Origin of the sequence: Vreelandella populi, assembly GCF_003989825.1 — a bacterium.
Taxonomy (GTDB): Bacteria; Pseudomonadota; Gammaproteobacteria; order Pseudomonadales; family Halomonadaceae; genus Vreelandella; species Vreelandella populi.
In genome coordinates, this window is the sequence record NZ_RZHE01000012.1 from 216825 (window position 1) to 241571 (window position 24747).

22 protein-coding genes are annotated in these 24747 nt (G+C 54.9%); 9 read left to right on the top strand and 13 right to left on the bottom strand.

Going from position 1 to position 24747, the window contains the following annotated elements:
- Positions 1-7: 7 nt before the first annotated feature.
- Genes ELY25_RS13245 through ELY25_RS13255 form a run of 3 tightly spaced genes read left to right on the top strand, consistent with a single transcriptional unit; the run spans position 8 to position 2474 of the window.
- Entirely contained in the window at positions 8-310 is a 303-nt protein-coding gene (locus ELY25_RS13245; protein ID WP_126951736.1) for a cory-CC-star protein, read from the top strand.
- A 56-nt stretch (positions 311-366) separates the two neighbouring features.
- Positions 367-1374, top strand: coding sequence for an ArsA family ATPase (locus ELY25_RS13250; RefSeq protein WP_126951737.1), 1008 nt, complete (start codon positions 367-369; stop codon positions 1372-1374).
- A gap of 26 nt (positions 1375-1400) precedes the next feature.
- Positions 1401-2474: a tRNA-queuosine alpha-mannosyltransferase domain-containing protein gene (locus ELY25_RS13255; protein ID WP_126951738.1), complete on the top strand. Its 1074-nt coding sequence runs from the start codon at positions 1401-1403 to the stop codon at positions 2472-2474.
- Between the two features lies 1 nt (position 2475).
- On the opposite strand, the gene ELY25_RS13260 is transcribed toward ELY25_RS13255, so the two are convergent.
- The 13 genes from ELY25_RS13260 to ELY25_RS13320 form a co-directional block, all read right to left on the bottom strand.
- A complete protein-coding gene (locus ELY25_RS13260; protein WP_126951739.1) occupies positions 2476-3552 on the bottom strand; it encodes a carboxysome shell carbonic anhydrase in 1077 nt (358 codons plus the stop codon).
- Between the two features lie 22 nt (positions 3553-3574).
- Positions 3575-4213 (bottom strand): endonuclease III, encoded by a 639-nt coding sequence (gene nth / locus ELY25_RS13265; RefSeq protein WP_126951740.1) that lies wholly within the window; start codon positions 4211-4213, stop codon positions 3575-3577.
- Between the two features lie 15 nt (positions 4214-4228).
- Complete coding sequence (locus ELY25_RS13270) at positions 4229-4930, bottom strand: electron transport complex subunit E (protein ID WP_126951741.1); 702 nt, start codon at positions 4928-4930, stop codon at positions 4229-4231.
- Positions 4927-5562 carry an electron transport complex subunit RsxG gene (gene rsxG / locus ELY25_RS13275; protein WP_126951742.1) on the bottom strand — a complete coding sequence of 212 codons (636 nt, stop codon included), beginning with the start codon at positions 5560-5562 and terminating at the stop codon, positions 4927-4929. Before rsxG ends, ELY25_RS13270 begins: the two co-directional genes overlap by 4 nt.
- Complete coding sequence (locus ELY25_RS13280; protein WP_126951743.1) at positions 5559-6602, bottom strand: RnfABCDGE type electron transport complex subunit D; 1044 nt, start codon at positions 6600-6602, stop codon at positions 5559-5561. The genes rsxG and ELY25_RS13280 overlap by 4 nt, the downstream gene beginning before the upstream one ends.
- Positions 6599-8299 (bottom strand): electron transport complex subunit RsxC, encoded by a 1701-nt coding sequence (gene rsxC, locus ELY25_RS13285; protein WP_126951744.1) that lies wholly within the window; start codon positions 8297-8299, stop codon positions 6599-6601. Before rsxC ends, ELY25_RS13280 begins: the two co-directional genes overlap by 4 nt.
- Positions 8296-8895: an electron transport complex subunit RsxB gene (gene rsxB, locus ELY25_RS13290; protein WP_126951745.1), complete on the bottom strand. Its 600-nt coding sequence runs from the start codon at positions 8893-8895 to the stop codon at positions 8296-8298. Before rsxB ends, rsxC begins: the two co-directional genes overlap by 4 nt.
- A 9-nt stretch (positions 8896-8904) precedes the next feature.
- On the bottom strand, positions 8905-9486 hold the full coding sequence (rsxA, locus tag ELY25_RS13295; RefSeq protein WP_126951746.1) for an electron transport complex subunit RsxA: 582 nt from the start codon (positions 9484-9486) through the stop codon (positions 8905-8907).
- Complete coding sequence (locus ELY25_RS13300) at positions 9483-10994, bottom strand: sensor domain-containing diguanylate cyclase (protein ID WP_126951747.1); 1512 nt, start codon at positions 10992-10994, stop codon at positions 9483-9485. The genes rsxA and ELY25_RS13300 overlap by 4 nt, the downstream gene beginning before the upstream one ends.
- Before the next feature lie 201 nt (positions 10995-11195).
- Positions 11196-13232: a methionine--tRNA ligase gene (gene metG / locus ELY25_RS13305; protein WP_126951748.1), complete on the bottom strand. Its 2037-nt coding sequence runs from the start codon at positions 13230-13232 to the stop codon at positions 11196-11198.
- Between the two features lie 146 nt (positions 13233-13378).
- On the bottom strand, positions 13379-13660 hold the full coding sequence (locus tag ELY25_RS13310) for a hypothetical protein (protein ID WP_126951749.1): 282 nt from the start codon (positions 13658-13660) through the stop codon (positions 13379-13381).
- A gap of 133 nt (positions 13661-13793) precedes the next feature.
- The gene (locus ELY25_RS13315; RefSeq protein WP_126951750.1) at positions 13794-14978 is read right to left on the bottom strand and encodes a 1-acyl-sn-glycerol-3-phosphate acyltransferase; all 1185 of its coding nucleotides are present in this window, start codon (positions 14976-14978) and stop codon (positions 13794-13796) included.
- A 62-nt stretch (positions 14979-15040) separates the two neighbouring features.
- Positions 15041-15970, bottom strand: a complete 930-nt coding sequence (locus ELY25_RS13320; protein ID WP_126951751.1) for a recombination-associated protein RdgC — start codon at positions 15968-15970, stop codon at positions 15041-15043.
- Positions 15971-16138: 168 nt separating this feature from the next.
- Here ELY25_RS13320 and ELY25_RS13325 point away from each other — a divergent pair, with 168 nt between their 5' ends.
- From ELY25_RS13325 to cmk, 6 genes are all read left to right on the top strand, one after another.
- Positions 16139-16573 (top strand): acyl-CoA thioesterase, encoded by a 435-nt coding sequence (locus tag ELY25_RS13325; protein ID WP_126951752.1) that lies wholly within the window; start codon positions 16139-16141, stop codon positions 16571-16573.
- A gap of 153 nt (positions 16574-16726) precedes the next feature.
- Entirely contained in the window at positions 16727-19432 is a 2706-nt protein-coding gene (gene gyrA / locus ELY25_RS13330; protein ID WP_126951753.1) for a DNA gyrase subunit A, read from the top strand.
- Positions 19416-20519: a 3-phosphoserine/phosphohydroxythreonine transaminase gene (gene serC, locus ELY25_RS13335; protein ID WP_126951754.1), complete on the top strand. Its 1104-nt coding sequence runs from the start codon at positions 19416-19418 to the stop codon at positions 20517-20519. Before gyrA ends, serC begins: the two co-directional genes overlap by 17 nt.
- A gap of 5 nt (positions 20520-20524) precedes the next feature.
- Positions 20525-21616: a prephenate dehydratase gene (gene pheA, locus ELY25_RS13340; protein WP_126951755.1), complete on the top strand. Its 1092-nt coding sequence runs from the start codon at positions 20525-20527 to the stop codon at positions 21614-21616.
- 5 nt (positions 21617-21621) lie between these two features.
- A complete protein-coding gene (locus tag ELY25_RS13345) occupies positions 21622-23901 on the top strand; it encodes a bifunctional prephenate dehydrogenase/3-phosphoshikimate 1-carboxyvinyltransferase (protein ID WP_126951756.1) in 2280 nt (759 codons plus the stop codon).
- Positions 23894-24583, top strand: a complete 690-nt coding sequence (gene cmk, locus ELY25_RS13350) for a (d)CMP kinase (protein ID WP_126951757.1) — start codon at positions 23894-23896, stop codon at positions 24581-24583. Before ELY25_RS13345 ends, cmk begins: the two co-directional genes overlap by 8 nt.
- Positions 24584-24747 lie beyond the last annotated feature (164 nt).

Consider the following 24747-nt stretch of genomic DNA (forward strand, 5'->3'; position numbering starts at 1 on the left):
CATCATAATGCGCGATGACTCGGATAAAGAGCCGTCATCCAAGCGTGATACGTTGCGGGCCTGGCTAGGGCAGGCCCGTTTTTTTACCGAAGAGGTCTACAGCGCGCGCTACCGTGGAGCCATTGCACGGGCGCGCCGTGATGAAGACGACCTGTTCATGCTGCTGGTCTTTTCAGAAATGATGGGGATGCCTAACCCCGCAGCCTACTACACGCTGGAACTTCAGCCCCTACTGCTTGAGCGTTTTCACGATTGGCATACGCGAATGGGCATGGAGCATTCGCCACTGGACCATTTTCGCTGCTGCTAACGCATCATTTCTAGGTTAATAGATCCTGGATGAATGAACTTATAGATAGGTAACCTATGCAATCAGTTCTCAACCGCCGCTTACTATGGGTAGGCGGTAAAGGTGGCGTGGGTAAAACAACCGTTGCAGCTTCTTTGGCGGTTCTTGCGGCCAGGCGCAACAAGCGCGTGCTGGTGGTTTCAACCGACCCTGCGCACAGCCTGGGCGATGTGTTTGACCGCACTCTGGGGGATGTGCCACGCCGCTTGCTGCCGAACCTGGATGCCATGGAGATTGATCCCGATAAGGAGGTCGAAGCTCATTTAAACCGGGTTACCCAGCAAATGCGCCGCTTCGCCGCGCCTGAAATGATGCAGGAGCTAGAGCGGCAAATGCGTCTGACGCGTCAATCACCCGGCACTCAGGAAGCGGCACTGCTCGAGCGGCTGGCTCGGCTGATTCTGGATGACGAGGCACCTTATGACTTGGTGATTATCGATACGGCACCTACCGGACATACGCTGCGTCTTTTAACCCTGCCCGAAGCCATGGCGGCCTGGACCGATGGCCTGCTCGCACATAATCGCAAATCGGCTGAATTGAGCGGTGTGCTTAAGCATCTCACTCCATCACGTGGGCAGGATGTGGCCACTCCCTTTGATAACCCCACGGAAGATGCGCTTTCCGGTCTGGATGAGCGTACCCGCGAGATAGCAGAAACGCTGATCAACCGTCGGCGGCTGTTTCACCAAGCACGGCGCCGTATTGAGGATGCCAAGGCGTGCAGCTTTTTATTCGTCATGACCCCGGAGAGATTGCCCATACTCGAGACACAGCGAGCCGTCAGCGCCTTGGAAGAGGTTAAGATTAACGTGGCGGGCGTGCTGGTTAACCGGGTGATACCTGTGGAGGCGGATGGTGCCTTCATGCAGGCGAGGCGTGAGCAGGAGGCTACCTATCTTGTGCGTATTGATCAGCTGTTTGAGCATCTCTCCCGGCCCACGCTGCCCTGGCTGGCAACCGATGTGCAAGGGATCGACGTGCTAGAATCGCTGGCTGATAAGCTGGAACACCAGGGTTTTTAATGCAAGGTTTTAAGACAAGGGTTTTAATGCGCGTTTTATTACTTTCAGCGTATGAAGCGGTTAGCCACCGTTACTGGGCAGATAGCCTGATGACCAATATGCAAGGGGTAAGCTGGCAGACGTTAAGCCTGCCGCCGCGCCATTTCGCCTGGCGAGTACGCGGTAACCCGCTGAGCTGGTGGCTAAAAGAACATGAGACGCTCAGCCAGCCCTATGACGTGGTGCTGGCAACCTCCATGGTGGATATGGCAACGCTGGTGGGGCTTTTTCCGCACCTGGGTCGGGCAAAAAAGATCGTCTATTTTCATGAAAACCAGTTTGCCTACCCGGAATCCAGCGATCAGATGCCTCAGGTAGAGGCCAAGATGGTCAATATATACGCGGCACTTGCCGCCGATACCCTGGTCTTTAACACTGCTTATAACCGCGACTCGTTTTTTAACGGGGTACGGACATTCCTGAAAAAGATGCCCGAGAACTTGCCGGCAGCAAAACCGCTTGAAGCGTTGCGCGCGCGAGCCCATGTATTGCCGGTACCGCTCGGCCCTTTAAATAGTGCGTTCGTTAGCCGACCCAACCCGCGGCGTATTGTATGGAACCATCGCTGGGAGTATGACAAAAACCCGGAAGACTTCTTTAATGTCTTGATCGCTTTGAGCGAGCAGGGCGTGGAGTTTGAGCTGGCCGTCCTCGGACAGCGTTTTCGCAAGATACCGGCCATTTTTGAGACGGCCCAGGAGAAGCTGGCCGCGCATATCGTTGCTTGGGGGCCACAACCGGAAACTGAGTATCGTGAACTGCTGGCCACCGCCGGTATCGTGGTATCGACTACTTGGCACGAATTTCAAGGTCTGGCGATCATGGAAGCCGCTCAGCGGGGCGCCTTGCCATTGGTGCCGGATAGACTTTGCTTTCCGGAGCTTTATCCAGCTGAATACCGCTTTAACGGCACCCCGGAAGGGCTTTATCAACGTTTATATGCATGGCTGAATGCCCCTGAATCACGCCCAAACCGGCTGGATACGGCCGATTGGGAGTGGCCCGCTTGGCGGACAGCCTATCAAGGTCTTTTGACCTACAATCAAGCCGTGGCAGGTTAACTCAGCGTGGAGAAATGGCGTCCAGGCGCCGAGTAGGCCAGTGCACTACGGCCGTGTGGCAACGCATTTTTTGCGCTAATGCCGGGTGCTCACGTTGTATGACGCCTTCGGCAAATTCAGATAAGAATCGCGACTTCAGCATCGCTCGCGCCCGGTCAACGCCGCTGTGATGGTAAGGCGTAGAGGCGAGCAGCATAAAGCCATCATCAGGTATGCGCTCGGCCTGCATATTAGCCTCGATGATTGCCGCGGCGGTCCCGATAGGCTCGGCTAGATCAGGGCCGTAGGGGCCGATAATCAGTGCAGTATTGGGTACGTGAAGAAAGTCGAATCCTCGACCAATACAGATCGCCCACTCGCGATGCTCGATATCCAGTGTTCGTTTGATGCCCTGTAATTCGCTCACGTGCGCCAGATTGCCTTCCAGCAAGGGAAGCAAGTCGCGACGCATATCTGCGGGCATGTCGGAGCAGATGGTTTGTAATTGCGCGCTCAGCGAGTCCGCGGGCTTTCCTACCCATTGGCGTATATCCAATAACGCGCTGTTCTGGCCATGAAGTATTAGCGCATCGCTGTCTGTTTCAAAACCGCAGACCAGCGGATATACCTGCTGATGGTCTTCGCCAAATAGCTCGCCGGCCTGCTGGGCAATGGCATGGGCATGCGCCTTGGCAGCCTGGGTATCACAGGCGAAGCCGGCACACCCCCGCGCCGGGTCGCCCTGGGAGAAGTGATAGGTAATCAGCAGTAACGTGCCCCGCCCGGCATTCGTGGCGCTCATCACCGTGTCAGTTAATAGTTCTCCCAGATACGGCCAGCCCAAATCGAAAATCCCGCCCAGGTTACGAAACGGCGTGATAATGCCCAAAGGTGTGCGGGTAGCGTGGGGGATATGGATACGCCCATCCATGCACTTCATGACCACAATGGACGTTGGGTGCTGCGCCAGATAACGCTGGCGCGAAAGCCAGGCGCCGGGGCTGCAAAAGTGTTCAGCGTGCTGGCGTGAGAGCGCCAGCAGCGCATCGATGCGCTGCTCGATGGGCTGGTTATGCAGCAGGGTGGCAGGCATCGGCATAAGGGCCTCCTAATTGAGAAGACTACGCGAGTTCGGTTTTATCCGGGAACTCACACAGATCTTCGATTATGCAGCTTCCGCAACGGGGCTTGCGCGCAATACAGGTATACCGGCCGTGAAGTATCAACCAGTGATGGGCGTCCTGCCTGAAGCCCTTGGGCACATGGCGTATCAGCTTCTGCTCAACCTCAACGACATTCTTACCCTTGGCAATACCGGTACGGTTTGAAACGCGAAAGATATGCGTATCTACCGCAATGGTTGGCTGACCAAACGCCGTATTAAGAATCACGTTGGCGGTTTTACGCCCCACGCCCGGTAAAGCTTCTAACGCGCTACGCGTTTTCGGAACCTCACCTGCATGTTGATTAACCAGAATATGGCAGGTCTTCATTAGATTTTCAGCCTTGGTGTTATAAAGGCCGATCGTCTTGATATGCGCTTTAAGCCCATCGATACCCAGATCGATGATAGCCTGGGGCGTATTGGCAACGGGGTAGAGCCGCGCGGTAGCCTTGTTGACACCTACATCGGTTGCTTGCGCGGAGAGCAAAACCGCGGCCAGCAGTTCGAAAGGCGTGGTCCAGTTGAGTTCAGTGGTAGGGTGAGGATCCGCTGCCTGCAGGCGAGCAAAAATTTCATGGCGCTTTTGGGCATTCATGGCGTGTCTCTACGGTTACTTGATTATGCCGGTGACTCGGACGCGACGTTCTGCGCGCGGTGAGGCCGCCGCAGGTAGGGTGCGCGTGGCGCTGTGCTGGTCCAGCACGTTTTTCAGCGCAATCAGCATGCCGGCAACGAAAAAAGCCCCGGGCGGCAGAACAAAAAACAGAAACTGATAATCCTCTACCAGGGTAAGCTGCCAATTGGCCGCAATAGGGCCAAGCAGCAGCGCCATATCGCTGAGCAGCGTGCCTTGTCCAAGCAGTTCACGCAGCCCGCCAAGGACGACTAGCACGCTACCAAAGCCAATACCCATCATCAGGCCATCGAGTGCGGCAAGACCTACCGGCTGGCGAGAAGCAAACGCATCGGCACGGCCTAGAATGGCGCAGTTGGTCACGATTAGCGGAATAAAAATGCCCAGCAGCTGATAAAGCGGGTAAGCATAGGCGGCCATCAACAGCTCTGCACATGTTACAAAGGCGGCGATGATCATGACAAAGGCAGGCAGCCGTATGGCGCTGGGAACCTGATTGCGTACCAGTGATACGGCAGTGCTTGAGCCAACCATGACAAACAACGTGGCAATGGCAAGGCCCAGGGAGTTCACGACGGTGGTACTCACCGCGAGCAGGGGGCACAGCCCCAGCAGCTGCACCAGCGCTGGGTTGCTGGTCCACAGGCCTTGTCGGGTTAGCGTATGCCACTGACTCATGGGGATGGTTCCTCTATGTTGAAAAGAAGCGGAGTATGCGCTGCGTACTGCAAGGCGTCATGAACGGCATTAATAACCGCGCGTGGGGTAATCGTGGCGCCGGTAAAACCGTCAAACTGGCCGCCATCCTTCTTGACGCCCCAGGCGTCGGGTGGCAGCTCCTCTAGATGCAATCCATTAAAACGGGTAATCCAGTCGCTGCGCCGGGCCTCAATCTTGTCACCCAACCCTGGAGTTTCCTGATGATAGGTAACGCGTACGCCGCTAATGCGCTGCTGCTCATCAATGCCGACGAGTAAATCTATCTCACCGCTGTAGCCCTGGTGGGTAATGACCGGCAGGATGACGGCACGATGCCCGTTGCTGCTAATGCGCCAGCCGATGGCGTTTCCACGATGGCCGAGGGCGGCCGACTCGGGTAGCTCAAAGGTGCTATCCAGCAATTGGGAAGTAGGGATGTTAGCCAATGTGGGCGGCAGCACCGCCTGCAGCTGACGATGCTGGTAAGCTTCGCGGTGCTCGTTAATACGCTCTGCGGTAAACGCGCGGGTTAGCGCGACACTGCCCGCCGTTATCAAAGCAAAGATTCCCAGGGTTATCGCCCCGTGCCGCATGGCGCTCATGGCTGTCATCGCGGCGCTCCCAATATGCGTTTGGGGTGGCCCATGGGGTTGGGCACCGTATACAGGTCAATGAGCGGCACACACAGATTCATCAGCAGTACGGCAAAAGCTACGGCGTCCGGATACCCGCCCAGGTTGCGAATCACGATGATCAAAAAACCAATGCCTGCCCCGTAAAGCAGTTTGCCGCGCCGGCTGGTTGCGGCGGATACTGGGTCGGTGGCAATGAAGAAAGCCCCAAACAGCGTAGCGCCGGTTAATAGATGAAAAACGGGCGATGCAAACCCATCGGCGTCGGCCATGTAAAACAGCGTGGCCATTATCAGCAGGCTTCCCAGCATCGCTGTTGGGATATGCCAGCTGACAATACGTTTACATAGAAGCAGAACACCCCCCGCTAGCCAGGCCAAGCTGATAAGGCGCCAGGCTTCAAGTGTGCCATCAGGTAGCGGGTCGCTTGCCCAGAACTGGAAGGCAGGCATGCCCTGCGCTTTTTGTTTAAAGGCATCCAACGGTGTTGCCCCGCTCAGTGCATCGATATTCGCTATAGGCAAGGTGCCCATTATTTGCGCCCAGAGCGTATCGCTTATCAAAGGCTGAGGAGGTGCCCAAAGCGTCATGTAGGTGGGAAACGAGACGAGTAAAAGAGCATAGCCCACCATGGCGGGATTAAAGGGGTTATGCCCCAGGCCGCCATAAAGCTGCTTGGCAACTACCACGGCGGCAATCATTCCCACGCCGATTAGCCACCAGGGGCTCGCCGGCGGCAACGAGACGCCCAGTAGCACGCCGGTGAGCAGGGCGCTTGAGTCATTCAAGGCAGGCGCTATGGGGCGCTTTCGAAGATAAAGCACACCGCTTTCAAACAACACTCCAAGCGCGGCTGCCAGGACAATATTGCTCAGCACGCCCAGGCCAAAGCAGTAGGTCATGGCGATTATGCCGGGCAACGTAGCTATTATTACCCAGCGCATTAACGAAGCGGTGGGTGGTGCAGTAGTGCCAGCCGAAGAGGCGTCGTTGGCATGTGAGGCATGCAGCATGCTCATGGGGACTCCTCGGTTGATGCCTGTGTATTTTCACGCGCCTGCGCCAACTGCAAATCGGCAACTTTAAGGTTTTCCCGGGCGGTCGCCAGCTGCGTTTCCAGGTCTTCATGAGACTCATGGGGCGCCTGCTGAGCCTCGCGAGCGAGCACTTTTTCCGCTTTTCTAACGGCTGCCTTGGCCGCCGATTGCGCAATACGCAGGCTGCGCAGATCAGTTTGGGGAGCGGCTGACGGCATTGCGGTTGATGCTGGTTGAGCCGTGGCGTCCGCACGGTTATTGGATGTGGGCGATTTAGTCTGGGCGAGTCTGGCATGGCGACGCGCCTGCTTTTCCGCCTCTTCTCTGGCCAAGCGCGCCTGACGAAACTCAAAGCGGTGTTTGGCGTGTTCTGCCTTGGCCGTCTCTATTTGTTGGTGGCGCAGGCGGCTTTTGGCTTCACGGTAATCCTCGACCAGCGGGATATGACTTGGACAAACGTAGCTGCAGGCACCGCACTCAATACAATCAAAAAGATGATAGCGCGCGAGCTTATCGTCGTCCTGAGCGCGGGCATACCAGTGCAACTGCTGTGGAAGTAGTTGCACAGGACAAACGCTTTCACACGCGCCGCAGCGAATGCAGGGCGACTCTTGCGGGCCGGGCGGAAGCTCTGCCTGGGTCGCGGCGATCAGGCAGTTGGTGGTTTTAACAACCGGCCTTTGCAGCGTATCCAGCGTCTCGCCCATCATTGGGCCACCTTGAACAACGCCGCTTAGCCTGTCGGTATCAAGTCCTACCTGAGCCAGAAGCGTTTCCATGGACGTTCCCAGGCGCACCCAGTAGTTGCCAGGGCGCGCAATGGCATCACCTGTTAACGTCACTATCCGCTCAACCAACGGCTGCCCGGCCCGCACGGCATTCAACGCTGCCAATAGCGTACCTGGGTTATGGCACAGTACGCCTATATCTGCCGGCAGCCCTTGGCTTGGCACCGTTCGGTTTAAAAGCGTTTTAATCAGCAGTTTTTCGCTGCCGCTTGGATAGCGGGTAGGGATGACGGTAAGCGTCACGCTAGCCAGTTGGCTTCTGGTAATGGCTTGCTCAAGCGCCGCAATTGCCTCGGGTTTGTTGTCCTCGATGCCAATGATGATCTGTTTGGCGCCGCACAAAGAGGCAATCAGTTGAGCGCCTTCGAGAACGTCATCTGGGTAGCGTTGTAGAGTGATATCGTCAGCGGTGATATAGGGTTCGCATTCGGCGGCATTGACGATAAGAGTATCAATAGCGTGGCGCACGATAACGCGTGTTTTAACCTGCGTGGGAAAACCAGCTCCGCCCAGACCAACAACGCCGCTTTCATCCAGGCGTGCCAGGAGGGTACGCGCATCCGTATCGCGCCAGCTAAGCGGGGCAAGCGTGTCCCAGGTGTCCTGCCCGTCGCTTTCAATCTGGATATCATGGCCGCTTACATGCGTAACGGTGCCGCTGATACTGGCATGGATGTTAGCGGATATGAGCCCATCACGTTTGGCAATCAGACTACCCACCTGAACGCTATCACCTGGGTTGACGCAAGCGACGGCCGGGCGCCCGCTATGTTGGCGTAAGGGCAGGCTTACCTGCTCTGGTAACGTCGCTCGCTGCAAAGGCGCCTGGCTTGAGCGTACTTTTCGCTCTGGTGGATAAATACCGCCTGGAAAATCAAAAGAGAGTGTCATTCAGCCCCTCGGACAGCTAGTGTGCGGTCACTGGCAAACACGCCGGCCGCAGGCGATATTACCGGCTGCCAGTGGGTAAGCGGGGTACTTCTGGGTAACATATCAATACAGTCCACTGGGCAGGGCTCAACGCATAGATCACAGCCCGTACATTCATCTTCAATAACGGTATGCATCTGCTTGGCGGCGCCAATAATGGCATCAACAGGGCATGCCTGAATGCATTTGGTACAGCCAATACACTCAGCCTCACGAATAAAGGCAACCTGGAGTTCTTCTGGCGCTTCGCCATCAAGTGGGGCAGGTTCGCGGCCTAGTAAATCGGCTAGCGCTTGTATGGTTGCTTCACCACCAGGCGGGCACTTGTTGAGTGCATCCCCTTCATTTATCGCCTCGGCATAGGGGCGACAGCCCGGGTAGCCGCATTGGCCGCACTGGGTTTGCGGAAGCAGCGCGTCAATCTGTTCAACCAGCGGGTGATCATCACCTTTGAACCGCTCACTCACCGCGCCTAACAGGGCACCAAAACCAACGCCCAATCCGGTAAGAATACCAATGGCACTGGCAATGCCCCAGAGAGAAACAGCATCACTCATGGTATTAAATTACCCCTGGGTTAAGCCGGAAAAACCGAGAAAAGCGAGCGACATCAAACTGGCCGTTACCATGGCGATGGCGGCACCCTTGAAGGGCTTAGGCACATCGGCACCGTCCAGGCGCTCACGCATGGCGGCAAAGAGGACCAGAATCAGTGAAAACCCCAAGGCGGCTCCCAGGCCATAAAGTGTGGTATGAAAAAAGCTCAGCTCGCGGTTAAGTGAGAGTAGCGCAACCCCTAGCACTGCACAGTTAGTAGTAATCAAGGGCAGGAAAATACCCAGTACCTGATGCAAAAGCGGGCTTAAATGGCGCACCATAATTTCTGTAAACTGGACGACCGCCGCAATCACGACAATAAAGCTGATGGTACGCAGGTAGGTGACGTCCAGCGGAACCAGCAGGCCGTAATACACCACGTAGCTTGCCGCTGACGCGAGGGTAAGCACGAAAGTAGTCGCCAGTGACATGCCCATGGCCGATTCCAGCTTATTGGATACCCCCATAAAAGGGCACAGGCCTAAAAACTGTACTAATACAAAGTTATTGACCAATGCTGTGCTGATCAAAATGATAAATAATTCACTCATAGCGGTGCATCGGGTGTATGAACTGAAGTACGGGCGATGGAGGGTTTAAATACGATTACCTGATGTCGCCCCGCCGCCTTGGCGCTATACAGAGCCTGGTCGGCATTACTCATCAAGGCCGAAGGCGAAATATCAATGCTTTCATCAAGCGATCCGATACCTACGCTAATAGTAACATGGGGCGCAACAGGTGACGCCTTATGAGCAAGTTTCAAGTTGGCCACCGTATGATGCAATAGGTAGCCTATCTGCTCAGCCCTCTGGGCTGAGGTATTAGGAAGCAGAGCGCTGAACTCTTCGCCGCCGGTACGGGCAATCAAAAAATCATGGTCAGTGGCGATACGCTGCAGCGCCTTGGCTACTTGCTGCAGGCATTCATCACCTTTTTGATGACCGTAATGGTCGTTGAACAGCTTGAAATGGTCAATATCCAGCATCATCGCCGCCAGTGGTTGATGCAGGGCCTGGGTCTCATGAATGTCGGCCTTGAGCTGCTGATCAAAAAGACGTCGGTTAGGTAGCCCGGTTAATGAATCATGGGTAGACAGATTGAGAAGCTCGGCATTGAGTTCCCGCTGGCGGGTTAGCTGCTGATCAAAGCTGCGCGCCAACATGCCGATCTCATCGTTACGCTGGCAGAGTAGGGCCGAATCAAGTTGGCTATTCTCGCCCGAGGTTTGTCTTGCAAAAATCGACAGCGATTTAAGCGGTTTCAGGATGATCCGTTCCATCAGCCAGAGTACAAAGCCAATCACAAATAACATGAGACAGGCGGTCCAGATCAACACGTAGCGAATGGTATCGAGGCTTGCCAAGTAATGGGTGCGGTTAAGCTGTGTACCTACGGTAATACTGATAGCAGGCACATTTGTAGGTAGTAAGTGCTGAGCATAAATAGTGTCGCCTTTGATAGTGGTCGACGGTGTGGCTTGAGCAGTAAGCTGTCGGTCAATGGTGATCGGAAGGCCGGTCACATTTTCCATCTGCTTAATCCATTTGCCATCCATTAAGCGCACCTTTGCCAACCATCCAGTACTTGGGCCGCTGCTATCAGTGCGCAGAATCGGCGTGATCGCTACCATTGCTGGCGAGTTGATACCAGGGAAAAGAAAATCCTGCTGGTCAGGATTGTTTTCTATCGATAACTGGATACTGTCAATAAAAGGTGCCATCCAGGCACAAGCATCAACAACATGCGTACAGGTCGCAAAATGATTGTCGTCAGGCGCTAAGCCTGAAAGGTAGTAGACCTCGCCATCGGCGTTGAAAAACGCTATCAGTTGATAGCGCATCTCCGTCATCATTTCAGGGCTGAAATTAACCTCAGCGTAGCGTGGGTAATTATCTTGAACAAATTCATAAGTATCGTCCCAGTTTGCCCAGTCGCGTGCCTGAGCCAACAGCTCTTGCTGGGCCAAGAAGAAGCTGCGTTCTACACGTTTCAGTTCCTGGCCAATAATTCCACGCTCTTCTTTATGCAGTGCGGGTAAAATAAACCATTTGCTCATAGCACCCAACGAACATAGGGCGAGGAATAACACGCCACTTAACGCTACTAAAAATTGAAAACGCAGTGATCGAGTGAAGTGCCGGAGCATAAGCGAGCCTGAACGGGGTAGTCTTTAGAGGGGGCGTTTTGCTTGGAAAAGCATAGAAAAAGGGGGTAGAGCTTGAGCAACTCTACCCCCTAGCCATGCTGAAAGCGCTGGCTACATTACACGTTGACCAGGTTCTGCACCAGCATCGGGTGAAAGAAGGTAAATGCCGTCCTTGTTGGCGGAGGCGAGTACCATGCCTTCTGAGAGGCCAAAGCGCATTTTACGCGGGGCGAGGTTAGCAACCATGACCGTAAGGCGTCCTTCCAGTGCCTCAGGTGCATAGGAGCTGCGAATGCCAGAGAAGACGTTGCGTGTTTCGCCGCCGATATCCAGCGTCAGCTGGAGCAGCTTATCGGCACCTTCCACGTACTGTGCCTTGGTAATACGAGCAATACGCAGGTCTACCTTGGCGAAATCATCAAAGCTAATTTCATCGGCAATGGGTTCTTCCACCAATGGGCCTTTAGCTACTTCTTTCAGCTTCTGCTCTTCCACCAGGTCTTCCTTTGACGCTTCGATCATGGCATCGATCTTGTCGCGCTCGACACGGGTCATCAGTGGTTTGAATTTTTCAACTCCGTGATTGACCAGCACGTTATGGCGACTTTCCCAGTCAAGCGAGTCCAGATTCAGGAAGATCCGTGCCTGTTCTGCCATGGTGGGAACCACCGGCGCCAGATAGACCATCAGCTGACGGAAAAGGTTAATACCCACCGAGCAGATCTCAAGTACCTCTTCGTCGCGCCCGTCCTGTTTGGCGAGAGCCCAGGGTTCCTTGTCAGCGATATAGGTGTTTGCTTCGTCAGCCAGCTCCATAATTTTGCGCATGGCTCGGCTAAACTCACGGGCTTCGAAGTCTTCGGCAATATCGTCGCCAGCGGCGATAAACCGAGCAACCATCTGCGGCTCGGTGCAGTGGGTGGAAAGCGTGCCGCCACCCAGTTTTTTAACAAACCCGGCACAGCGGCTGGCAATGTTGACCACCTTGCCGACCAGATCGGAATTAACCCGTGCAGCAAAGTCGTCCAGGTTGAGGTCCAGATCATCTACTTTGGAGGTGAGCTTGGCAGCAAAGTAGTAACGCAGATATTCAGGGTTAAGGTAATCGGCATAGGTGGCGGCCTTGATAAAGGTGCCGCGGGACTTCGACATCTTGGCGCCGTCCACGGTCAGAAACCCGTGGCAGTTAACGGCAGTGGGCGTGCGCAGATCGGCACCGTGCAGCATGGCTGGCCAGAAAAGCGCGTGGAAATAGACGATATCTTTGCCGATGAAGTGATAGACCTCGGCACTGGAGTCCTTGCGCCAGTAGCTATCGAAATCGATGCCTTCACGGTCACATAAATTCTTGAAGCTGGCCAGATAGCCGATAGGGGCATCCAGCCAGACATAAAAATACTTGCCCGGCGCATCGGGGATTTCAAACCCGAAGTAGGGCGCATCCCGGGAAATATCCCATTCGTTGAAGCCGGACTCGAACCACTCCATCAGCTTATTGCGGATTTGCGGCTGTACATGACCGTCGTTGATCCATGCCTGCAAAAACTCGGCAAAGTCAGGCAGTTTAAAGAAGTAGTGTGTCGAGCTGCGTACTTCTGGCGTGGCGCCGGAAATAGCCGAAACCGGATTGATGAGATCGGCAGGCGTATAGGTGGCGCCGCATTTCTCGCAGTTATCACCGTATTGGTCGTCGGCACCACATTTTGGGCAGGTGCCCTTGATGAAGCGGTCCGCCAGGAAAAGACCCTTTTGCGGGTCGTACATCTGTTCAATATCACGGGTGGCAATATGCCCTTTATCACGCAGGCGCTTGTAAATCAGCTCACTGAAATGACGGTTTTCTTCTGAATGGGTGGAGTGATAGTTATCAAACCCCACGCCAAAACGGGCGAAATCTTGCTGGTGATCATGTGACACCCGATCAATCAGGGCTTCCGGTGTAATGCCTTCCTGTTCGGCACGCAGCATGATCGCCGTGCCATGGGCGTCATCGGCACACACGTAGTAGCACTGTTGGCCACGGCTTTTCTGAAAACGTACCCAGATATCGGTTTGGATATATTCAAGCAAGTGACCGAGGTGAATAGCTCCGTTGGCGTAAGGGAGCGCGCTGGTCACCAGAATATTGCGCGTGGCAGAGTTGGACATGGTGAATGCTAATTCCAATTGGACGATAACAGTGAAATGGGGAAGTTATCCGGCCTCTGGCCGATGATATTGTCAGTAATGATATAGTCAGTAACGAGCGTAGGAGCGAAGTATAGGCATCGCATTCGCTAGGCTTTCAGTCGTTACTAGTAGAGCGCTTGTTCTTCTTGAACGACTTCTTTTAAAAGCTCCAAAAACAGCTTGTCAGCTTCTGAGTGCTCGGCAGGGTCTTCGGGAATATGCACGCTGGTAGTGTCTGATATCTCGTTGGCAATTCGTGCCATAGCCGCAGGGCTACTGCCTTCATTTAGCTGCTGTCGGGCGATGACTAGCGACTGCTCAAGAATATTGGGGTCTTGAAGCAATTTACGTATAAAGCCCCGCAGTTCATTAATAATGCGAGATTTTTGAATTTCTGATGCGGACATAAAATTCTCCTTAACGCCACGCAGGCGGACAGCCGCAAGCGTGGCCTGGCAATGTATTGACCATAGCATTTTTTCGTGCGGTGAGCATGGCTCGTCTAACGCCAGTCTGCATCACTATTGTGGATGATCGATATCATTTAAGCGTTAACCGGCCCGCCTTGTGCTTAACGGGGTTGGCATACTGCAATAGCCAATAAGGCCGCAAGGCTTCGGGTACGTTCGCAAGACGTGCCTGAAAGCGCTCGCGATCCTGACGGGTAATGGTTTTGCGCGCCACCAGCTCAGGTGCCTCACCCAGCGCTTCCAATGCCAGGTAGTGGCTTGGGTACAAGCGGTAACCTCCAATGACCTGGCGATCGATTTCGCCGGCCACTTCATCAGGGGTCGCCATGTCCACGCCAACGGGGGCGCCAAAACGCAGTTGAACACGGCCTTTAGCGCCGGTAATGCCCGCTACAATCGAGCGGATATCTTCAAACTCGCTTTTAGCGTAGCTGCCCTGTGTGGCTAGATCGTGTAGCTCCTGGGCTTTTTGCACGTCGCAGGGGTCATATTCATAGCTGATGGATACTGGCACGAGCTTAAGCTCGGCCACCGCGTCGCCAAACACCATATCGCGCTCGGCATTACGCTTGGCCATTGTCAGCATCTTGATGATGGCAGGGTCAGTGCGGTCGATACCGTTTTTGGCGCGACCTTCGCGCTGGGCCATCCAGATAGAGTGCTGGTCTTCTGTAATCGAGTGACGAATATAGGCGGAAAGCTGCTGATAGGCGGCCAGCATGGCACGTTTGCCGCGTGCGCTCCTCGGGACAATAAAGCTTTTATTTAACCGCATCAGGTCGGTTACGTAAGGCTTTTTGAGCAGGTTGTCACCGATGGCAATACGGACCGTGTCTCGTCCAGCCTGATAAAGCGCGTAGTTTACAAACGCCGGATCAAGGGATATATCCCGATGGTTGCCAATAAACAGGTAGGCGCCGTTAGGGTCGAGCTTATCAAGCCCCGACACCTCAAACGCATCTGTCGTGGTGCGAATCATGCGCTCCATGTAAGTGGCGATGCGCATTTGAAAGTCGCGCACCGAAGTAACCCCTTTTACTTCGCGCTGTATGGCATGACTTGCCAGTTTGCGGGCAAGCGATGGCACCCAGCGGGCCATACGGGGCAGGCGGAAACGGGTAAGCGCATCCAGTAGCTCGCTATCGCGAGCCAGATGTGCAAGAACATCAGCCACTTCGCTATCCATATAAGGGCGGATATCCGCCCATGGGTCAGTGGTATTGAGAGCGTTGGGTGCTTCGTTGTGATGAGTCATGCGATCCGTTGGATGATAAGTAAAAAGCGATTCATAGCAGCGAGATCAAAATGTCGGTTGCCTTACGTTTCCGCAGGCGCTTGCGTGTTTTCACCGTCCAGCCACTCTATCAGGCGGACAATATCATCAGATAGCGCTTGAGCCATTAAAATAAAGTCGGTTTCAAGCCGAGCCAGTGCGTCATCACCATCATCGGCGTGGTCCGCTTCTTCAATCAGGGCATCGCCAAAACGCAGCGATTTGAGCGCAAGATCGTCATGCAGTACAAAGCTTAGCCGCCCTTCAAGGCTCATGGCGAGTTTGCTCGCCTGGCGCCCGCTTTCCAGCAACTGCTGTATTTCATCACTGTCGAGATCCACTTGGCGGGCGCGAAGTACGCCATCGTCACCCTTGGCTTTGAGCTCCACTTGATCACCCAGCTGTAAATCGGCAGGGCGGCTGGCAGGGTCGCCAAGCCAGGTCGTCATGGCGCGAATAGGTAGCGTCTGTGATGACAAGGGCGTGGCTTTCAGGCTGCCCAAGGTTTCGCGCAATAGATCCAGCAGATCTTCAGCGCGAGTGCGCGAGCTTGCGTTAATACCAATTAGATGACGCCGCGTATCCCACCAGAGATCGATTTTTTGACTGCGTACAAACGCGCGAGGAAGCAGCTCTTCGGTTACTTGCTCTTTTAACGCGGTTTTCTCTTTGCGCGTCACTTTACGGCCTTCACGGGCCTCGATATCGGCAACTTGTTCATCAACCTCTTCTTTGACGACCGAGGCTGGCAGCAGGCGCTCTTGGCGCAGCACCGAAAGAAGCCGGTGGCCTTGAATCTCATGCAGCAGTTGTCCGCCGCCCAGACGACCAGCGGGGGCTGTCCAGCCTAAGCGACGAGCATCCGCCGTGCCCAGCGGTTTGGCTGCATGTGCATCGAGGGCATCGGCGAGCATTGTACTGTCAAGCTCGGGGGCGCCATGGAGGCGATATAAATGCAGGTGCTTAAACCACATGTCACCAGTCCTATTAAAAAGGTGGCACATTATGTCGAAAGCGCGGCATTCCTGCCAGCTCCTTACCGGGTATGAGTTTATTGTATGTGTTTCAAACTTGTGTTTGATTTGGTGTAAGGCGGGCTGACCGCTATCGTATTCAGGCTTTTTTACTTAAAAGGAGATGATATGTCGACATCGCTTTCCCGCGTTGAATTACGCGTCCGTGGTTATCATTTGGATGGCTACCGCCACGTCAATAACGCTCGCTACCTTGAGTTTATGGAGGAAGGGCGCTGGGCTTTTTTCGATGATCACCCCAGGTTAATGAGTGAGCTTCACCAGTCAGGCCACGCGTTTGTGGTCGTCAACCTCAATATCGACTACTGCGCCGCCGCCGGGCACGGCGATGATCTTTACGTACTCACCGGCATGGTAGACGTTGGTGAGCGCAGCGCACTTTGCCATCATCGAATATACCGAAGCGATGGTGTGTTGATTGCCCAGGCAGATCTTACCTTTGTGCTACTTGATATGAAGGCTAACAAGGCCGTGGAGATCGATGGGGAGCTTAAAGAGACGCTTGGTCGTCTGGTCGTTACCAAGGAACAATTTGCGGCTTAATGATCAATGGTCGTGTACCTGGCTGCCCTTGCTGCTGATGCAGTGGTATGATGTAGCAGTATCTGCGCGCCGCCTCATGGTTCTACTAAAAGGCGGTATTTTAAGCGCTTTCAACTCTCGCAGTGCCAATGCAGTGCAAAGGATCTGACTTTCATGGGTGACATCGCCAGAGAAATCTTGCCCGTCAATATTGAAGACGAGCTTAAGCAGTCGTACCTCGACTATGCGATGAGTGTCATTATCGGCCGCGCGCTACCCGATGTGCGTGACGGTTTGAAACCTGTTCACCGGCGTGTGCTGTTTGCCATGCATGAACTTGGTAATGACTGGAATAAACCGTACAAGAAATCGGCGCGTGTTGTCGGCGATGTCATCGGTAAATATCACCCGCATGGTGATAGCGCGGTTTATGACACTATCGTAAGGATGGCGCAGCATTTCTCGATGCGCCACGTACTGGTCGATGGCCAGGGTAACTTCGGTTCCATTGACGGCGATAATGCTGCCGCCATGCGTTATACCGAAGTACGCATGTCGCGCCTGGCGCATGAGCTGCTCGCGGACCTTGAAAAGGATACCGTGGACTGGGTCGATAACTACGACGGTACCGAGCGCATCCCTGCCGTATTGCCGACCAAAGTGCCCAACCTGCTGATCAATGGCTCGTCGGGTATTGCGGTAGGTATGGCAACCAACATTCCGCCGCACAATATGCGCGAAGTTATCGACGGCTGTTTAGCGCTGATCGATGACTACACGCTGACGGTGGATGATTTGATGCATTACATCCCCGGCCCTGATTTTCCCACTGCCGGCATCATCAATGGTCGTGCGGGCATTCTGGATGCTTATCGCACCGGGCGTGGGCGTATTTATGTGCGCGCCCGCCACACCATTGAACATCATGACAAGACCGGCCGTGACCATATCATCATTACCGAGCTACCTTATCAGGTGAACAAGGCGCGCCTGATTGAGAAAATTGCTGAGCTGGTAAAAGAGAAGAAAATCGAAGGCATTGCCGAGCTGCGCGACGAATCCGATAAAGACGGCTTGCGTGTCGTGATCGAGATTAAACGCGGCGAGTCGGGTGAGGTTGTCGTTAATAACCTATTCGCCCAGACACAGCTGCAGAACGTGTTTGGTATCAACATGGTGGCGCTGGAAAACGGCCAGCCACGCACGTTGAACCTCAAGGAGATGCTCGAGGCCTTCATTCGTCACCGTCGTGAAGTGGTGACGCGGCGCACGCTGTTCGAACTCAAGAAAGCCCGGGAGCGTGGCCATCTCCTGGAAGGCCTGGCGGTCGCCATCTCGAATATTGACGATATTATCGAGCTGATCAAGGCCTCTCCGAGTGCCGCGGAAGCCAAAGAAAAACTGCTTGCGAAAACATGGCAGCCTGGTCAGGTAACCGCCATGCTCGAAAGAGCAGGCGCGACATCTTGCAAGCCTGAAGAGCTTGATGAGCACTTTGGCCTTAATCCGTCTGCCACCGAGTATCGCCTGTCGCCTGCCCAGGCCCAGGCGATTCTTGAGCTTCGCCTGCATCGCCTGACGGGTCTTGAAACAGAAAAGCTGCTTAACGAATACCTGGCGATTCTTGAAAGAATCGCTGAGCTGACCGAAATTCTCGCCTCGGCTGACCGGTTGATGGAAGTAATCCGCGAAGAGCTGCACGCGGTGCGCGATCAGTTTGGTAATGATCGCCGCACAGAAATTCAGGCAAGCCATCTGGATCTTTCCATTGAAGATCTGATCGCCGAAGAGGATATGGTGGTTACCGTATCGCGCTCTGGCTATGCGAAAACCCAGCCGCTCTCCGATTACCAGGCTCAGCGGCGTGGTGGTCGTGGCAAGTCAGCCACGTCCATGAAAGATGAAGATGTGATTGAGCATCTGCTGGTGGCTTCAACCCATGACACCGTGCTGCTGTTCTCCAACCGTGGCAAAGTGTATTGGCTGAAGGTTTACGAGATGCCGGCGGCCAGCCGTGGTTCGCGCGGCAAGCCGCTTGTGAATATGCTGCCGCTTGAAGAAGGCGAATCGGTTAACGCTATCCTGCCGGTGCGCGATTACGATCCCGAGCATTACATCTTCTTTGCTACTGCCAACGGTACGGTGAAGCGGACAAGTCTCGAGCAGTTCTCGCGGCCGCGTAGCGTGGGCCTTATTGCGATTGACCTTGAAGAAGGCGACCGCCTGGTAGGCGCCGCGATCACCTCCGGCTCTGATCACGCCATGATGCTTTCATCCAATGGCAAGGCGATTCGCTTTGAAGAGGCCAATGTGCGAGCTATGGGGCGCACAGCCCGCGGTGTACGCGGTATGCGCTTGGCCGATGGCTGTGAAGTAATCAGCCTGATCATACCCAAGAGTCAGCAGATTGATGCTGAAGCCGATACAGATATCGAAGGCGCCGAAGCAAATATCGCCGAAAGTACCCAGGCGGAAGGGCAGATCTACATTCTTACCGCTAGCGAAAATGGGTATGGCAAACGTACGCGTCTTGAAGAGTTTCCGCTGCGCGGGCGCGGCGGCCAGGGTGTTATCGCCATGCAAACCAGCGAGCGTAACGGTTCGCTAGTGGCTGCCATGCAGGTCTACGACAGCGATGAAATGATGCTGATCACCGATCGGGGCACGCTGGTACGTACGCGCGTTGAAGAAGTATCAACGACCTCACGTAATACCCAAGGCGTCATGCTGATCCGTCTGGGTAAAGAAGAAAAATTGGTTAAAACCGTTCGTGTTGACGAACCTGACGACAGTGAGCTGGATGCACTGGATGAGCCGGGCGAATCCGACAACACAAGCGATAGTGCACAGGATACTGGGGCTGATGACGCGTCACTATAACTTTTGTGCGGGGCCTGCGGCCCTGCCCGTTGCGGTGCTCGAAAGAGCTCGCAACGAGCTGGTGGATTATCAGGGGCGTGGCTTATCCGTCATGGAGATGAGCCACAGAAGCGATGAGTTTGTGGCGATTGCCGAGCAGGCTGAAGCGGACTTTCGCAAGCTGCTGGGCGTTCCTGACAACTATCGGGTTCTGTTTCTGCAGGGCGGGGCCAGCATGCAGTTTGCCATGCTGCCCATGAACCTGCTTGGTCAGGGTGGCAGTGGCAACTTTATCCAGACAGGCATTTGGGGCAAAAAAGCCTTGAACGAAGCCAAGCGGCTTGGCTATGCCTGCCACGTGGCCGGCAGCAGCGAGCCAAACGGTCATACAGCCGTGCCCGGGCTTGATGCACTGGATATCAAAAGCGATGCGGCTTACCTGCACTACACGTCCAACGAGACGATTGGTGGCCTGGAGTTTGACTACACGCCCCACGTGTCGCGTTCTGACGGTGAGCGAGTACCGCTGATCTGCGATATGTCCTCCAATATTCTTTCCAAGCCTATGGAAGTTAACGACTTTGGCGTTATCTATGCCGGGGCCCAGAAGAATATCGGTCCGGCCGGGCTGACGCTGGTGGTAGTTCGCGATGACCTGCTGGGCCGCGCCAAACCTGATATTCCTTCGCTATTTGACTACCAACTGCTGGCCGAGGCCGGCTCCATGGTCAACACGCCACCAACGTATGCCTGGTACCTGGCAGGACTCGTCTTCCAGTGGCTGCGCGATGATATCGGCGGTCTTAAGGCGATGGATGCTATCAATCAGCGCAAGGCAGAAAAGCTATATAGCGCCATCGATGCCAGCGATTTCTACAGCAACCCGATTGCCAAAGCGAACCGCTCGCGTATGAACGTGCCTTTTGTATTAGCCGATGCGGCGCTGGACAAGGCGTTTTTAGAAGAGGCTGACCAAGCTGGTCTTCTCAACCTGAAAGGTCATCGCAGTGTGGGCGGCATGCGTGCCAGTTTGTACAACGCTGTGCCTGAAGAAGCGGTAGAGGCCCTGGTGGCTTTCATGGCAGATTTTGAACAACGAAGAGGCTAACTCTCATGTCCGACTCGTCAATCAATCTGGACGAGCTGCGCCAGCGTATCGATCAACTCGATGGTGATATTCTTCGCCTGATCAGTGAACGTGCCGCCTGCGCGCAGAAAGTGGCTCACGTAAAACTTGCCCACGACAAGGATGCGGTATTTTACCGACCTGAACGTGAAGCGCAGGTGTTGCGGCGCATTATGTCGTTAAATGAGGGGCCGCTGGACTCTGAAGAGATGGCACGGCTGTTTCGTGAAATCATGTCAGCCTGCCTGGCACTTGAGCAGCCGATCAAAGTGGCTTACCTGGGGCCAGAAGGTACGTTTACCCAGCAGGCCGCGTTGAAGCACTTTGGCGAAAGCGCCATTAGCCTGCCGATGGCGGCTATTGACGAGGTCTTCCGTGAAGTGGAGGCCGGTGCCGTCAACTATGGTGTGGTGCCGGTTGAGAACTCAACGGAAGGCGTCGTCAATCATACGCTCGATACCTTTATGGATTCGTCTATCCATATATGCGGTGAAGTCGTTTTGCGCATTCATCATCATTTGCTGATCAGTGATACGACACGGCGTGACAAGATCTCGCGTATCTATTCGCACCCTCAGTCTTTTGGGCAGTGCCGCAAATGGTTGGATGCACATTATCCTCACGCTGAGCGGGTGCCCGTATCGTCGAATGCCGAAGCTGCCAAACTGGTTAAAACTGAGTGGCACAGTGCCGCCATCGCGGGCGATATGGCAGCCAAGCTTTATGGTCTTGAGCGCGTGGCTGACAAGATTGAGGACCGGCCGGATAACTCGACCCGCTTCTTGATCATTGGGAATCATCAGGTGCCTATGGCGGGTGAGGATAAGACCTCGATCGTCGTGGCCATGCGCAACCAGCCAGGCGCACTGCACGATCTACTAGAGCCCTTTCACCGCCACAAGATCGATCTTACCCGTATTGAAACACGTCCATCGCGCACTGGCGTATGGAACTATGTGTTCTTTATTGATTTTAAAGGGCATATGGATGAGCCTCGGGTAGCTGCTGTGCTTGATGAAGTAAGATTACGGGCATCCGAGCTACGTGTCTTGGGCTCTTACCCGCAAGGCGTGCTGTGAAGGCTATGCATTTGTCGGCAGATAAACCTTTTTCATGCACTGAGCAGCGGCTGGTCATTATCGGTTTGGGTTTGATCGGTGGATCTTTAGCGGCCGCCCTGCGCGCATCGGGATTCAAAGGCGTTATTGCTGCCTGTGATCCTAATCAGGATGAAATAGCCCGCGGTATTGAAATGGGGCTGATTGATGAAGGCAGTGAGGACATCGCTGCTCAATTAGTGGATGCCTCCATGGTGGTGCTTGCAGTGCCTGTGCTGGCCATGGAGCCCGTGATGACGGCGCTTGCAAAGGCGCTTCCGTGTGCGGCAAGTCATGTGGTGCTAACCGATGTAGGCAGCACAAAAGCCACTATTCGTGCATGTGCGGTACGCGTGTTTGGGGCAGTGCCGTCCAATATGGTGCTGGGTCATCCTATTGCCGGTTCCGAAAAGAGTGGTGTTGCAGCTGCCAATCCTGAACTTTATGTCCATCATCGCGTTATTTTAACGCCCGAGTCGAATGTCGACCCTAATGCCTTAACGCGCGTGCGTGCATTGTGGCAAGCCTGTGGCGCTGACGTGCTCGAAATGGACGTTGAGCGCCATGACCAGGTCCTTGCACGTACCAGCCATTTGCCGCATCTGCTTGCCTTTTCACTAGTGGATACGCTAGCCCGCCAAGACGAGCGCCTTGAGATTTTTCGTTACGCCGCTGGCGGGTTTCGGGATTTTACGCGCATCGCGGGCAGTGACCCGGTGATGTGGCGAGATATATTCATTGCCAATCGCCATGCTGTTTTGGCGTCGCTGGATGACTTTGAGGCAGGGCTTGCCCGGTTACGGCAAGCTGTAGAAAGTGGTGACAGCGATGCGCTTATTGCCACCTTTGACCGTGCAAGCCATGCACGGCATTACTTTGATACGTTATTGAATAAAACCAGCTACCAAGCGGAATACAATATGCAACCACAGGGTAAGGTGACCTATCGAGTACATCCAGGCGGCCAGGCGAAAGGACGCTTACGCGTGCCGGGCGATAAATCCATGTCGCACCGCTCTATTATGCTGGGTGCTCTTGCTGAAGGTATTACTGAGGTAAAAGGCTTCCTTGAAGGTGAAGATAGTCTGGCAACGCTCCAGGCGTTCCGTGAAATGGGTGTTGCCATTGAAGGGCCGCATCAAGGCCGTGTCACTATTCATGGTGTGGGGATGCAGGGTCTGAAAGCACCGGCAGGGCCCCTTTATGTCGGTAACTCGGGTACCGCTATGCGTCTTTTTGCAGGACTGCTGGCCGGACAAGCGTTTGATAGCGAACTCACCGGTGACGAATCGCTGACCAAGCGTCCCATGGCGCGCGTGGCCGACCCGCTTCGCCTGATGGGTGCAACGATTGAGACTGCTGAGGGCGGCCGGCCACCTTTGAAGATCAAGGGGGGCGCTGCGCTTAAGGGCGTTTTTTACGATATGCCCATGGCCAGCGCCCAGGTCAAGTCCTGTTTGCTATTGGCAGGCCTTTACGCACAGGGCGAGACACGTGTACGTGAACCGGCGCCGACTCGAGACCATACCGAACGCATGCTTAATGGATTTGGCTATGCGGTTTCCCGGGAAGGTGATACTTGCTGGCTACAGGGCGGTGGCAAGTTGACGGCCGGCCCGATCGACGTGCCTTCAGATATCTCCTCGGCAACCTTTTTCCTGGTGGCCGCTGCCATCACGCCAAACGCCGATATTACTCTGGAGCACGTGGGGATCAATCCAACGCGTATTGGGGTCATCAATATTCTGACTTTGATGGGCGCTGACCTGACGCTCGAAAACGAGCGTGAAGTGGGCGGTGAGCCGGTTGCCGATATTCGTATCCGCTATGCGCCGCTTAAAGGAATCGAGATTCCGGTGGATCAGGTGCCGTTGGCGATTGATGAGTTCCCTGCGCTGTTTATTGCCGCCGCCAATGCATCAGGCACGACGCGCCTGCGTGGCGCCGATGAGCTGCGTGTAAAAGAGTCTGACCGCATTCAGGCTATGGCCGATGGACTTGCCGTACTGGGCGTTGAGCATACCGTGGTCGATGACGGTATCGATATCGTGGGCAGCGGTAATAGCGATACGCCAAGCTATGGCGGCGGGCGTATCGATAGCTTGGGGGATCACCGTATCGCCATGGCATTTGCCATTGCTTCACTGCGTGCCAGTGAGGATATCATCATTGAGGACTGTGCCAACGTAGCTACCTCGTTCCCAAGTTTTGTCGATCTTGCTAATAAAATTGGCATGCACGTCAAGGTGGAGAGCGGGCATGATTGACCGCATTCCGGTATTGACGATTGATGGGCCTGGCGGCGCTGGAAAGGGTACCATTAGCGGTTTGCTGGCTGAGCGTTTAGGCTGGCATTTACTCGACAGCGGGGCGCTTTATCGGTTAACAGCCGCTGCGGCCATCAAGCATGGCGTGGCGTTGGATAACGAGTCTGCCGTTGCCGCCCTCGCTGAATCATTGGATGTGGCCTTCCCCGTTGAAGAAGGTAAGGCGCGTACCCTTCTAGAGGGCGAAGAAGTCAGCCAGTTGATTCGGACCGAGCAGATGGGTGAGCAGGCATCCATAGTAGCCGCGCTGCCTGCGGTGCGAACTGCCTTGCTCCAACGTCAGCGTGATTTCCGTCATGCGCCTGGGCTGGTTGCTGATGGGCGCGATATGGGTACCGTTGTGTTTACCGATGCCCCGCTGAAGGTATTTTTAACCGCGAGCGCCGAAGAGCGCGCGCGACGTCGCCATCTTCAGTTGCAGGAATCGGGTATGGATGCTAGTCTTTCGAGTCTTTTAAAGGAGATTCAGGCACGCGATGCACGCGACACGCAGCGCAGTGTGGCTCCTCTCAAGCCGGCAGATGATGCTATTACGCTTGATACCACGCGCCTGAGCATACCGGAAGTGGTGGAACGGCTGTCGGAACTGCTCGCCCAAAGAGGGCTGGCTTCGGATAGTTGATTCTCCCTTGCGGCGCTTTTGATGCGGCGTCACAACGTGGCAGGGCAGGCAACTCACATCGGTGAGCCCGGTCAGGTTTAACCAGCGCTAACGTCCTCAAAGGCAGAGTTACATTAGGCCCGCACTCGCTGGTGGTGCGGAGAAGGCATTTATGCCTCAACAAC